This window comes from Enterovibrio sp. FF113 (assembly GCF_041439165.1).
In the GTDB taxonomy this organism is placed as follows: domain Bacteria; phylum Pseudomonadota; class Gammaproteobacteria; order Enterobacterales; family Vibrionaceae; genus Enterovibrio; species Enterovibrio norvegicus_A.
In genome coordinates this window covers 1-12,124 of record NZ_JBGONO010000001.1, presented here as the reverse complement: position 1 = coordinate 12,124, position 12,124 = coordinate 1, and the positions used below count along the sequence as shown (strand labels likewise).

The following is a 12,124-nucleotide window of genomic DNA, read 5'->3' as shown; positions in this document are numbered from 1 at the left end:
GGGTAACGTTGATTTAACGGACCAATACAGCAGCAAGCTGTAATCAATCGGGTTGACGTCACTGATGCGATGCCATTGCACAAAGGAACCGTTACTCATGAAGGACGAAGTGAAGATGGGAAAGCTGACAACACATGTTTTGGATACAAGCAAAGGTAAACCTGGTTCAGAGATAGAAGTCACGCTATTCAGGGTCTCTGGTCACAGTCTAGAACATGTCGTCACCACAATGACAAACCTTGATGGAAGAACGGATGAACCGTTACTCGAAGGTACAAACTTCCTAAAGGGAAAGTATCAATTGCAGTTCAATACCGCAGGTTATTTCCACAAAACAGGCGTCACGTTAAGTGATATTCCATTTCTTGATGACGTGGTGATACGGTTCGGTATCGACAACCCTAGCGCTCACTTTCACGTTCCTCTGCTGGTTTCTCCGTACAGCTTTTCGACTTATCGAGGGAGCTGAAAAAACCGCCCCTCGCAAATACTCACAGGACTAAATCGACATAGAAAGCGCGAACAGGTTCTTAGTGAAATTGGACAGAAGTAACAGGATGGAAACGATGGACAAGAATAGCACTGTTGAACAAACATCAGTAAAGAGTGGCTTTCTGGAGCGGTTCTTCAAACTCAGCCAACACGGCACATCAGTAAAGAACGAGTTTATTGGCGGGATCACCACCTTTGCCACCATGGCATATATCATTTTCGTGAACCCTAACATCATGTCAGCGTCTGGCATGGATCCCGGTGCGCTCTTTGTCGCTACCTGCATAGGCGCAGCCATCGGTACGTTGATGATGGGACTATTTGCGAACTGGCCTGTTGGTCTTGCGCCAGGAATGGGGTTGAACGCATTTTTTGCTTTCACCGTCGTTGGCGAAATGGGCTATAGCTGGCAAGTCGCACTCGGTGCCGTGTTTATTTCCGGTGTGATCTTTGTGGGTCTCAGCGTGTCACGTGTCCGTGAATGGGTCATCGAAAGTATTCCCACCAGTTTACGTTATGGCATGACAGCGGGGGTCGGCCTATTCCTCGGCATTATCGGGTTAAAAAGCGCAGGCATTGTTGTCGGTAGCTCGGCCACCTTGGTGACACTGGGAGATTTTACTCAGCCCCCTGCCATTCTTGCCGCCGTGTGCTTCTTCATTATTTCCGTGTTGTCTGTGAAGAAGGTTTTTGGCTCCGTGCTCATCGGCATATTCAGCGTGACGCTCATTGGCCTTGGGCTCGGTCTTTTCGAATACAACGGTATCTTTTCCGCACCGCCAAGTATTGCCCCAACATTTATGGCCATGGACATCGCAGGCGCGTTCAATGTCGGCATGATCAGTATCATTCTCGCTTTCCTTTTCGTGAACATGTTCGATACCGCGGGTACGCTAATGGGCGTGGCTGAGCGCGCAAACTTGGTCAACAAAGAAACAGGTAAAATAGATGGGCTACCAAAGGCGCTCAAAGCAGACAGTCTGTCGAGCGTCATCGGCGCTTGCTTTGGTTGTCCTCCTGTCACCAGTTATGTTGAAAGTGCGGCAGGTGTTTCTGCCGGTGCGCGTACTGGCTTATCGGCGGTTGTGGTTAGCTTGTTGTTTCTGGCCGCCATTTTCCTCGCGCCGCTGGCAGGAATGATCCCTGCCTACGCCACGGCTGGTGCACTGATTTATGTCGCATTTCTCATGATGAGCAGCATCAAGAACGTCAACTGGGATGACTTTACCGATTCCGTCCCTGCTGCCGTCACCGCGCTCATGATGCCACTGACTTTTTCAATCTCAAACGGCATCGCATTGGGTTTCATCACTTACACCGTACTCAAAGCAGGCACCGGAAAATTCTCAGATATTTCCATCGCCATGTATGCATTGAGCATTCTCTTTGTATTCAAACTCATCATTCTTGGATAACAAAAACATAGGGACCCGCAGAGGTCCCTTTTTTCTATTTTAGGATTGGACAACCTTTCAATCAGCATCAAGGGTAAACGGAATTTCACTATCATCGCTGTCGAAGGGAACGAGACAGTAAGAGGAAAACACTATGAAATTGCTTTACGAGTTAAATGACAGGCCACCAGCAGGCTCAACATTCTTGCTGGCACTGCAACACATGCTTGCTTCCATTGGGGGCATTATTGCTGTCCCTCTCATCGTCGGCAGCGCCATCGGATTGCCTGCCGGTGATGTCGTTACACTGATTAACGCAGCACTATTCGTTTCTGGTGCCTTTACTATTGTTCAATGCCTTGGATTAGGCCCAGTGGGTATTCGGTTACCCGTGGTTATGGGGTCAAGTTTCGCCTTTTTGGGGATAGCTATCGGGATAGGCAAAGCTGATGGGGTCTCCGGCATAATGGGCGCAGCCCTCGTGGGTGCCTGTCTGGTCATTGTTTCAGCCTTCTTCATGGAGCAGATCCGAAAACTGTTTCCTCCCGTTGTCAGTGGCGTTGTGGTTACCTTGATTGGTTTAACGATATTACCCGTCGCCATGAATTGGATTGGTGATGCCCCCGCAGGCAGCGATCAATTCGCCACACTGCCGAAGCTATTTCTCGCTGCAATTTCGCTATTGGTTGTCCTTTTAGTGTCGACCTATGCCAAAGGCGGAGTGGCAGCATCAGCCATCGTGATTGGTTTGGCGGGTGGTTACCTTGTCGCACTCAGTATGGGCATGGTCAATCTCGATCAGCTCCACAATTCAAGCTGGTTTGCTGCGCCAGAGCCCTTTAAGTTTGGTCTCAGTTTCTCTTGGCCTGCCATCATTGGCATGTGCCTTGCGTACATCGTCGTGATTGCAGAAGCGACAGGAGATTTCCTTGCCCTAGCCAGTAACTGTCATCGCACCATTTCCGGTAAAGATCTGAAGCGTGGACTGTTAGGTGATGGTATCGGCAGTGCTGTTGGCTCTTTATTTGGCGCCATGCCATTGGCATCGTTCAGCCAGAACGTCGGCATTGTGGGCATTACTGGGGTAGCAAGTCGCTTTGTGGTTGGCACCACTGGCGCATTGCTGATCCTTGCAGGCTTATTCCCTAAATTCGGCGCGTTAGCCGTCTCCGTACCGAAACCTGTATTGGGTGGTGTCGGTTTTGTCATGTTCGGGATGATTGCTTACGCGGGTATCCGCATGCTGGTGAAAGCCGCCGATACGCGTCGTAACGCCTTGGTGATTTGCGTATCGCTAGCAGCAGGTTTAGCCGTCACCATTAAACCTTCGTTACTCCAACATTTACATCACGATATTGCGCAGCTTCTGCACTCCGGTATCACCACAGGCACGATTGTCGCCGTGATGTTGAATCTTGTTTTACCAAAGTCGAAAGAAGATGTGACCGCTGAGCGTGAAGCCGAAGAGGAAGAAATGAACAGCGAACACACTCAGCCATTGAACGAAGACACTGCCGATCCAGTGATGGTTCGCGCTACCGCGCCAAAAGACGCGCCGCTCGATGAGGATTCCAAACCGACACCCTAATCCTCACCTAGCACGTTATCGCCCCGTTCATTCGGGGCGATTTTCTTCAAAGACTCTGTTTTCAATCACATTGACTTCACCGACAAAGGATCTTCTTACATGGCGACAATCTGGCTTAAATCTCCCCTCGCAATTTGGACAGGCACTCACGAAGACGCGTCCGGTGGTGTGGTGATTAAAGGTAATACCATCGTTGAACTGGTCGCGCAGAACGCCCTACCATCCGTCAATGTCGATCAGATTGTGGATGCCTCAGAACATGTCGTGTTACCCGGCTTGATCAATGCGCATCACCACTTCTACCAAACCCTGACTCGCGCCTATCCCGATGCACTGGACAAAGAGCTGTTTCATTGGCTCAAAGCCTTGTACCCAGTGTGGGCAGGGCTTGATGAAGACATGATGCGTTTAGGCACAGAACTCGCGTCAGCAGAGCTGTTACTTTCAGGGTGTACAACCGCTTCCGATCACCATTACTTGATACCAGTTGGCCTCGAACACGCCATCGACATGCAAGTTGAAGCCACGCGAAAACTGGGATTGCGCACCGTGCTTACGCGTGGATCAATGAGCCTTGGTGAAGATCAAGGTGGCCTACCACCAAGGCACACCATTCAAACCGAGCAAGCCATTATTGATGACAGCCTACGTTTGATCCGCGATTACCATCAACCTGAATTTGGTGGAATGACACACATTGCTCTTGCTCCTTGCTCGCCATTTTCAGTCACCACAGAATTGATGAAAGAAACCGCACGCGTTGCCAAACAACACAATGTCATGCTTCACACCCACCTGTGCGAAACCATCGACGAAGAAGCCTTTTGTTTAGAGAAATTCGGGCTGCGACCTGTCGATTACCTCGAAGATGTCGGCTGGCTTCACAACCGAACATGGCTCGCACACGGTATTCACTTTAATGATGAAGAGATCAAACGATTGGGTCAGGCTGGTATTGGCATTTGCCATTGCCCGAGTTCAAACATGATGCTGGCTTCAGGTATTTGTCGGAATTTGGAGCTCGAAGCAGCAGGCGCGTCTGTCGGGTTAGGCGTGGATGGTTCCGCCTCCAATGACGGTTCAAACCTCGTTAATGAACTTCGAATGGCGACCTATATTCAGCGCCTACGATACGGGTCCGCCAAGGTTAGTCATCTCGACGCTTTCCGTTGGGCAACCCAAGGCTCTGCAAAAAACATTGGCCGCAGTGACATCGGGACTCTGTCCAAAGGCATGCTGGCAGACATCGCCATGTTCAAACTCGATGAAATCCAATTCTCCGGCAGTCACGATCCACTTGCCGCTCTCGTGCTGTGTGGCGCACACCGTGCAGACAAAGTCATGGTGAATGGAGAATGGCGCGTGAAAGACGGAGAACTCGTTGGTGTAGATACACACGAGTTGATGGTGAAGCATCGCGCAGCCGCAAAAAGGCTGGCGGAAAAAAGTAACAGCCGGCATTGATACACCCAAACAATCTGAAGATGCAGGATTCAGCGAGCATCTTCAGGTTGCTTGGGTATATAGGAAAAAACATGACAAACAACCACACTGAAAACCAAGCATTGTCCGCACACCCTGACTCAGATCTGTCCGAGCAAGATTTGCTGATCCTTCATCAGTTGCTTATAGAAAAACGAGACGAACTGTTGGTTCAATCTGAAGGGTTTGAAAAGGAAATCACTCGTAAAGAAGATTGCTCATTAGCGGATGCCGTTGAAGCCTCTTTTTATCGCGCCGAAGCAAACAGGGCTGAAGTGCAGCTCACTCACAATCATTCACTGTTGAATGAGATCGCTCGTGCTTTTCTTCGATTAGAAACGGCACAATACGGCGTGAGTATTGAAACAGGCGACCCTATTCCGTTTGCACGTTTGCAGTTGCTTCCTTGGACTGATCACTGAACCGAGGATCTTGAATGAGCATTTGGCACTCTCTCAACACACTTTAGCCGGCACCTTGACGCTTATTCATACCCACCCACCTAACTATACCCAAGCAACCTGAAGATGCAGGATTCAGCTTGCTTGGGTATAAGCATCATAAGACGATTTGAAAAAACACCACATTCAAATCATACTGTGATTAGATTAAAGCGATTTATCTAATCATAGGAACAGCAAATGTGGATCTGGCAACAACAAGATTGGCCTTCTTTTACATGGGATAATGCGGTTATCGAGCCACTTTTGCGCAGTGTGCGCCTCAATCAAGGCATCCTACTTGGGAAGATGAGCAGCCAGTCGCGTGATGAAACACAAACCATGCTCGACACATTGCTGGCCAATATCGTTCACTCTAGCGCGATCGAAGGTGAAACGCTGAATGCGTTCTCCGTGCGCTCGTCTCTGGCTAATCGCCTCGGCTTGAGTGAAGACAAACCCTTTCCCACCACCGAACAAACCGATGGCTTGGCAGAGTTCATGCTTGATGCCGTTGAAAATCTCGACACACCACTCACGCTGACGCGCATCTTGCATTGGCATGACCGACTGTTCCCGGAAGGCTACACGCTCCTTAACCCCGTCACTGGCGGTCGATTAAGGGGAGATGCGCCCATGCAGGTGGTTTCTGGTCGAATTGACCGCCCCATCGTTCACTTTGAAGCCCCGTCGCGAGCGGTGCTAGAGGACGAACTCACGCAGTTTATCGCATGGTTTAATGCAACCAAGCTCGATGCTGCGTTTGATCCCCTGCTTCGCGCAGCCATCACCCATTTGTGGTTTGTCACGTTACACCCACTCGATGATGGTAACGGACGCATTACGCGGCTATTAACCGATCTCGCGCTAGCCCAAGCCGAGAAACAATCGGTTCGCTTCTATGCCATGTCCGTTGGGATCTTGGAAAACCGTAAAAGCTATTACGACATATTAGAGCGCACGCAAAAAGGCGGTATGGACGTCACAGCATGGCTAGAATGGTTCTTCAATACACTTGAAGATACGTTTTTCGACGCGCTAAAAGGCATCGACCAAACCGTCTATAAATCCAACTATTGGCGACAAATAGACCAAACAAAACTGACAACTGAACAGGTGAAAGTGCTCAATCGCATGTTAGATGGAGATTTCGAAGACGGTATCAATACCAGCCAATACCACAAGGTAGCGAAAGTGAGTAAGCCAACCGCCACAAGGCATTTAGCCGCATTGGTTGAATTGCAGTGTTTAGTTAAATCGGACGCTGGTGGCCGAAGTACACGTTATCATCTACCGAAAAGCTAAGGCGACCGTTAACGTCTCTATCATCCACCTTATAGGTTCTATATGTAGGTGAGAAATACTTATATGAATTAACTTTTCAACTTACATTACTGTGTGACTATATTGATAACAAAGTAGAAAAGAACCACTTATCGTCATTAACATAGGTATAACTGCGCACTTCAATTATCCAAACAACTGTAATCGGAGAAGGAAAATCAAACCAAACCTTAACTACGAGACATTAAGGACTGAGAGAATCAGCCCTCAATGATTATTATTTTAATTTTGATTGAATCTCGGGGCAACCTGTAGCGGAAATAGACAACTTAGGTCTGATTTGATCAGGCTTTGTGGTTTTCTCCAAACTGTGGATAACAACCGACAAAGTCAGGCCACAGTGAGTATTAATCCCTACTACTGAAGAGTCTCCCGGGCTTATGCTATTATTTATATATACAGTATAACCATTATCTGTTATATCCGTCGTTATTCCGTTGATATTGTCCTTAGCTTTATCAAAGGTATCCCCACCACTTAAGCCGATGGAAGCTACGCTATTTGTAGGTAGGTAGAAGTGCACAACAGAGTTTTGTGCTTGAGTTCGGTCAACTGCATAAGGACCGGACAGCTTGACCACATCTTGAACATTCGCTGTCGCTACAGACGAGAACAGAAATAAAGACAATAACAATTTTTTCATAAAAACCTCAAATTAAAAGAGCATTTTATATTAACAAATAAAAAGTGACAATCTAATTATATAGTCCACCACTCCACTATAAAAAATAAAAATCCGAAACATTATTTACCGCATTTACCGCTCTCAAAAAGAGAATGAATCGCTAAAAGACAAAATCAAATTGACACACCAATTGATTAACAATTGCCCATTGAAAAATACAAATATAATTCTTGACTAAAAATCACATCCATATAAAGTTCCGCCATAAAAGCACATTGCATTATGGAAACTTAAATGAACGAAGCAATCCAACAAGCTCGACTAAAAAACAAAATGAAAAACCCAGCCATAGCACTGGTTCTTGGATTAGTTATCCCTGGAGCAGCACAGATGTATGCGGGTAATGTTATGTGGGGCATTATCAACTTAGTCATTGCCACTGTGTGTATGTTAACTGTGATCGCCTCACCTATATCATTTATCATTTGGCTAGTGTCAATATACCTCGGTTACAAAGGTACAGTGGCATACAATGATGCAGTTCTTGATACGGTCGAAGCTGCAGTATCGAAGTAACTATTACAAGCAGTCTACTCTTGCAGGCTGCTTATACTCTTACTCTAAAATCGATATCATCTATACCCAATCAACTTGAAGATGCAGGCTTGAGCATCTGAAAATGGTCATTTATTCGGGACGTCAAAGAGCCTGCAATCTCAGGAAGAGTTACAGTGACAAATTGTTCAATGGCTTCTTGAAAATCCCGTTTACTTTTGAAGTAAACGTTATTCCTCGAGTGTTCATTCATCACCTTCCATAGCCGCTCTATCGGGTTAAGATTTGGGCTGTAAGGCGGAAGATAGTGAAGCTCGATATTGAGGACGAATGCCGCATCTCTCACGATATCGCTGCGGTGATATCCGGCTCCATCCAAAATAATATGGAGCTTATGAGCCAGTGGGTAGCGCTCTCTCAGTTTACAGAAAAAGCGAATGATACTTTCGCTGTTAATAGTGTCATATTCGCTGACAATCGTACCGCTGATGTCATTGAGGTTCAGAGCACCGATAATATTGAGACGACTGCGGCTACCCGTTGTTTCCAGCATTTTATCTTGCCCTGTACGTATCCATCCATACGTGATTTTTGTTGCTTGTGTTGGGTGCACGGCATCGATGAATAAAATGGATTCACCCTTGCCACAGCCGGACTTGAGCGCGTCATAGTGATGGATGAAATCCTGTTGCTTTGCTTCATCAAACTTGTGCGGAACACCTTTGGGCATCTTATAACTGAAGCCGTTGTGATGAAGCCACTTGTTCATTCCTGCTACCGTGTATTTCACGCCAAACTGTCCGTCAACATAGGCAACAACCTGAAAAGTGTGATGGTAGGTGAACTCGCTTAGGTGCTCAATGAGACCCATTGTGTCAGCGGTTGAAAGGTGGCTGTTTGAGCCCCCATTTTCAGGTTTTAGTTTCTCTGACTGCTCGTAGTCTTTGAGGTGGCGGAGAACCGTGGTTTCGTGGATGCGCAAAGCTTGAGAAATCATCGCTGTACTCCAACCTTCTGAAGCCAGCAGTACCGCCTTTATACGGTCACGAACTCGACCGTCACGCGTTGTATCGTGCTGGCTTTCGAGTACTTGCTTTTGATTTTTGGTCAGCGTCATTTTCATAGCACATAGCTTGATCCTCATTTTTTGAAAATCAAGCACCTTCAATGATCACGGGTATAACTAACAATCCATTAAATTACACATCTCAATTAACATGGTTGAGTAGCACACTATTTAAATTGCGTAACTATTGAAATAGAAAAACACATCAACTCTTGCCTTGATCACTACCTGATAGTTTGCGTCCTTATTTCCTGCTTGGTATAACCACGCCTCTCTGGCATCATGCGCCCAAGATCGCCGTGAACAGTTACGGCACAGTAAGTGTGAAGGTAGTCAGTGTTAGAAAACAGCCAACAATTAAGTAACCGTTACAATGAACACGGTTACTTTGTTCTGAGAAATTATTTCGATGAAGCTCAAATTGCTTCACTAAGAAAAGTCATCCTCAAATTCCACGAACTGTGGAAAGACGACAACAGAAGATTCTATCGAGAAGAAGCATTTAACTCGTCTTTGATTACCGGAAGCGAATATCTGCCCGATGAAGACAGAACCCAACTTTTTGATTTCATCAGCTCGAAAAAAGTCATGGATGTGGTGGATGCGGTGATACCGCAAAACCCCGCGTTCATGAACACGCAATTGTTCTTCAACCCCGTGAATCCCGAGCAAAAGGATTTCTGGCATCGTGACTGTCAGTACGACTATGACATTGAAGATCAGATGAGAGTGATACAGGAAACCCAAGTGTTGCATCTTCGTGTGCCATTGTTTGATGAACTCGGCATGGAGATTATCCCTGGTACGCACAAGCGCTGGGACAATGAAGAAGAGTACAATGTCCGCCAAGAAGAGAATGGAAAAGTGAGCAATGACCCCATCTCTGGCGGCATTAACATTCCGTTAGCAGCCGGTGATCTGTTGGTGTTTTCGGCAGACATGATCCATCGCGGCCTATACGGGTTAGATCGTTTGGCGTGGGATATCTTGATTTTTGATTCGGCGGCAGATTATATCGACTACATCGATGATGATTGCTTGCCCTCCCTATCTATGCTGAACAAGATTGCCGACCCCAGGCTGTTTATCAATACGATGCAGTTGAAATCGACGGCGTGTGCGTAGAAATATCAACAAAGAAAGAATTAGGTTGATGCCATCTCCACCATGGATGCATGGCATCGATTCGTTAGGATAAATGATACAGACCTCAATCATTGAGCTTGGTGCCAACTGAGTCGCATGAATCCGCCCTCGCCCTCGTTATCTTTAATCACTGTGCTCAAATGAGGTAATTTCTGCCCATTGAGGACGACGTAATGAATCGCGATCCCGCTCTTATCAGCAACAACACGACACACTATCAAGGAGTGGTAGAACGATTTTCATTTGAGGCCGCCTCGTTGAAAAGCAACATTGCAAACGAAGATGCTGAACGCCATATCGTCGTATACCTTCCCCCGTCATACGCCGAGAGTCCAAAGCGCGAATATCCTATTGTCTACATGCTTCATGGCATGGACAGCCACCCAGAGAGTTGGTTTGACCAAACCGCAACCAATCTGGGCATTAGACACATCATGAATAATTTGGGCGAACGCGGAGACATTGAAGACATGATCGTTGTCGCCGTGGATGGCAGATCGTCTATCAAAGGCGCTTGGTATCTCAACTCCCCCATTTCTGGCAATTTCTTTGATTATCTGACGCAAGACATGATTAATGAAACTGAAAACCGCTACCGCGTCAAAAAGGGGAAACGAGGCATTTGTGGGCATTCAATGGGGGGATTTGGCGCACTCTACGCAACAATGCTTCACCCAGAGTTATATCAAGCATGTGCGGCATTAAGTCCAGGTGGAATGATAATGCGCGAGCATCGCTACCAACAACATGCTGAGTTTTTCAAAAATCAGGTAGAAGCTTTCACCAAAGGCGAAGAGTGTGAGTGGTTTTTCTATGCCTATCTTGCCATTCTTCGTGCCATTGCACCGGACAGGAGTAATCCTCCCTCTTACATCATTCGCGACATGGACGCAGCGATGCGAGCACTGGAACAATTTCACCTTTCAGCTATTGCTAAAAAACGTGCGCCCTTCATCAATAAACAGGGTAAATACACAGCCATTGGCGCACGCGATATAAACGCGCAAGACGAATTACCTATCTATGCCGAGATCGGCTCAGATGAGGGCGAAGCAGCAGGCGAACCGATTCTAGAAAACTTCCAGAAGATGATCGCAACGTTTGAAGAGTTAGAAATTCCCATCACCCATCATGTCTTTGAGGGCGGACACATCGACAAAGTTGGAGAACAAATTGATCGAGGGATTCGGTTTATCGACGCTTCGTTTAAACAGTGAAATTGACAAATATATGCCTATCTGGGGTGTTTGATCCCCTCATCTCCTTTAGCCCCGTTGTAACCGCTTGAGTGAGCCGCCAAACACCGTCAGCAACAAGCCGACAATCACCACAACAGCACCAAAAACCTGTTGCGCGTTCAAGGTTTCACCCAGCAACACGGCAGCACTGATCATCCCTACCACTGGCACCAACAATGAAAGCGGTGCGACACGCCACGTTTCATAACGGCCCAGCAAATAACCCCAAATACCATACCCCATTATCGTGGCGACAAAGGCCAGATAGAAGATAGAGAAAACAGACTGGAACCGGATATTTTGCAGGCTATATACAATGGCCTCTTTGCCTTCAAAAAACCAAGAAAATACAAGGAAAGGCAATACTGGAATTAAGGCGCTCCATACCACCAACGACAAGACAGGAACGTTGTTATTACGCATGATCACTTTGTTTGAAATGTTACCCAAACTCCAACAAAAAGCGCCGGCAAGAGTCAGCAACATCGTGGTAAACGACAGGCCGACAGCAACGTCGCTGCTGCCCTCTGTTCCTGCGAGAAAATACATGCCAGTCGAGGCGACAATAATCCCGACGATATGATGCCATTTAAGGCTCTCGGACAAGAACAACGCACCGAGCAAAATAGTAAAGAACGCCTGCGCTTGAAGCACCAAAGAAGCAATACCCGCAGGCATTCCGCTCTTAATAGCAAAGAACAAGAACGCAAACTGACCGAAGCTGATGGTTAGCCCGTAACACAACAACCAGCGC

The 12,124-nt window shown here is 47.0% G+C and carries 12 protein-coding genes; 9 read left to right on the top strand and 3 right to left on the bottom strand.

What is annotated here, in order from left to right; translation table 11 throughout:
• Positions 1-115 precede the first annotated feature (115 nt).
• The 6 genes from uraH (at position 116) to ACED36_RS00035 (ending at position 6,701) form a co-directional block, all read left to right on the top strand.
• Entirely contained in the window at positions 116-469 is a 354-nt protein-coding gene (gene uraH / locus ACED36_RS00060; RefSeq protein WP_026023886.1) for a hydroxyisourate hydrolase, read from the top strand.
• A 97-nt stretch (positions 470-566) separates the two neighbouring features.
• Entirely contained in the window at positions 567-1,907 is a 1,341-nt protein-coding gene (locus ACED36_RS00055; protein WP_016958786.1) for an NCS2 family permease, read from the top strand.
• 133 nt (positions 1,908-2,040) lie between these two features.
• Complete coding sequence (locus tag ACED36_RS00050) at positions 2,041-3,474, top strand: nucleobase:cation symporter-2 family protein (RefSeq protein WP_016958787.1); 1,434 nt, start codon at positions 2,041-2,043, stop codon at positions 3,472-3,474.
• Positions 3,475-3,573: 99 nt separating this feature from the next.
• A complete protein-coding gene (locus ACED36_RS00045) occupies positions 3,574-4,938 on the top strand; it encodes an 8-oxoguanine deaminase (RefSeq protein WP_371732533.1) in 1,365 nt (454 codons plus the stop codon).
• A 71-nt stretch (positions 4,939-5,009) separates the two neighbouring features.
• Positions 5,010-5,378, top strand: a complete 369-nt coding sequence (locus tag ACED36_RS00040; RefSeq protein WP_371732532.1) for a TraR/DksA family transcriptional regulator — start codon at positions 5,010-5,012, stop codon at positions 5,376-5,378.
• Positions 5,379-5,597: 219 nt separating this feature from the next.
• Positions 5,598-6,701 carry a Fic family protein gene (locus ACED36_RS00035; protein WP_371732531.1) on the top strand — a complete coding sequence of 368 codons (1,104 nt, stop codon included), beginning with the start codon at positions 5,598-5,600 and terminating at the stop codon, positions 6,699-6,701.
• 256 nt (positions 6,702-6,957) lie between these two features.
• Here the strand turns inward: ACED36_RS00035 and ACED36_RS00030 are convergent, their stop codons facing one another.
• Positions 6,958-7,383, bottom strand: a complete 426-nt coding sequence (locus tag ACED36_RS00030; protein WP_371732530.1) for a hypothetical protein — start codon at positions 7,381-7,383, stop codon at positions 6,958-6,960.
• A gap of 276 nt (positions 7,384-7,659) precedes the next feature.
• On the opposite strand from ACED36_RS00030, the gene ACED36_RS00025 reads away from it, so the two are divergent.
• Positions 7,660-7,941: a hypothetical protein gene (locus ACED36_RS00025; RefSeq protein WP_371732529.1), complete on the top strand. Its 282-nt coding sequence runs from the start codon at positions 7,660-7,662 to the stop codon at positions 7,939-7,941.
• 70 nt (positions 7,942-8,011) lie between these two features.
• On the opposite strand, the gene ACED36_RS00020 is transcribed toward ACED36_RS00025, so the two are convergent.
• The gene (locus ACED36_RS00020) at positions 8,012-9,043 is read right to left on the bottom strand and encodes an IS630 family transposase (protein WP_371732528.1); all 1,032 of its coding nucleotides are present in this window, start codon (positions 9,041-9,043) and stop codon (positions 8,012-8,014) included.
• Positions 9,044-9,322: 279 nt separating this feature from the next.
• Between ACED36_RS00020 and ACED36_RS00015 the strand changes: the two genes are divergently transcribed.
• Positions 9,323-10,111 carry a phytanoyl-CoA dioxygenase family protein gene (locus ACED36_RS00015; protein ID WP_016958789.1) on the top strand — a complete coding sequence of 263 codons (789 nt, stop codon included), beginning with the start codon at positions 9,323-9,325 and terminating at the stop codon, positions 10,109-10,111.
• 194 nt (positions 10,112-10,305) lie between these two features.
• Positions 10,306-11,349 carry an esterase family protein gene (locus ACED36_RS00010; protein ID WP_016958790.1) on the top strand — a complete coding sequence of 348 codons (1,044 nt, stop codon included), beginning with the start codon at positions 10,306-10,308 and terminating at the stop codon, positions 11,347-11,349.
• A gap of 48 nt (positions 11,350-11,397) precedes the next feature.
• On the opposite strand, the gene ACED36_RS00005 is transcribed toward ACED36_RS00010, so the two are convergent.
• Positions 11,398-12,124 (bottom strand): EamA family transporter (locus ACED36_RS00005; protein ID WP_371732527.1); only part of this gene is annotated, 727 nt, incomplete at its 5' end.

What these genes read in the sequence shown, in the direction of transcription:
- uraH (WP_026023886.1), top strand. Translation starts at nt 116, where the DNA reads ATGGGAAAGCTGACAACACATGTTTTGGATACAAGCAAAGGTAAACCT.
- ACED36_RS00055 (WP_016958786.1), top strand. Translation starts at nt 567, where the DNA reads ATGGACAAGAATAGCACTGTTGAACAAACATCAGTAAAGAGTGGCTTT.
- ACED36_RS00050 (WP_016958787.1), top strand. Translation starts at nt 2,041, where the DNA reads ATGAAATTGCTTTACGAGTTAAATGACAGGCCACCAGCAGGCTCAACA.
- ACED36_RS00045 (WP_371732533.1), top strand. Translation starts at nt 3,574, where the DNA reads ATGGCGACAATCTGGCTTAAATCTCCCCTCGCAATTTGGACAGGCACT.
- ACED36_RS00040 (WP_371732532.1), top strand. Translation starts at nt 5,010, where the DNA reads ATGACAAACAACCACACTGAAAACCAAGCATTGTCCGCACACCCTGAC.
- ACED36_RS00035 (WP_371732531.1), top strand. Translation starts at nt 5,598, where the DNA reads ATGTGGATCTGGCAACAACAAGATTGGCCTTCTTTTACATGGGATAAT.
- ACED36_RS00030 (WP_371732530.1), bottom strand. Translation starts at nt 7,383, where the DNA reads ATGAAAAAATTGTTATTGTCTTTATTTCTGTTCTCGTCTGTAGCGACA.
- ACED36_RS00025 (WP_371732529.1), top strand. Translation starts at nt 7,660, where the DNA reads ATGAACGAAGCAATCCAACAAGCTCGACTAAAAAACAAAATGAAAAAC.
- ACED36_RS00020 (WP_371732528.1), bottom strand. Translation starts at nt 9,043, where the DNA reads ATGAAAATGACGCTGACCAAAAATCAAAAGCAAGTACTCGAAAGCCAG.
- ACED36_RS00010 (WP_016958790.1), top strand. Translation starts at nt 10,306, where the DNA reads ATGAATCGCGATCCCGCTCTTATCAGCAACAACACGACACACTATCAA.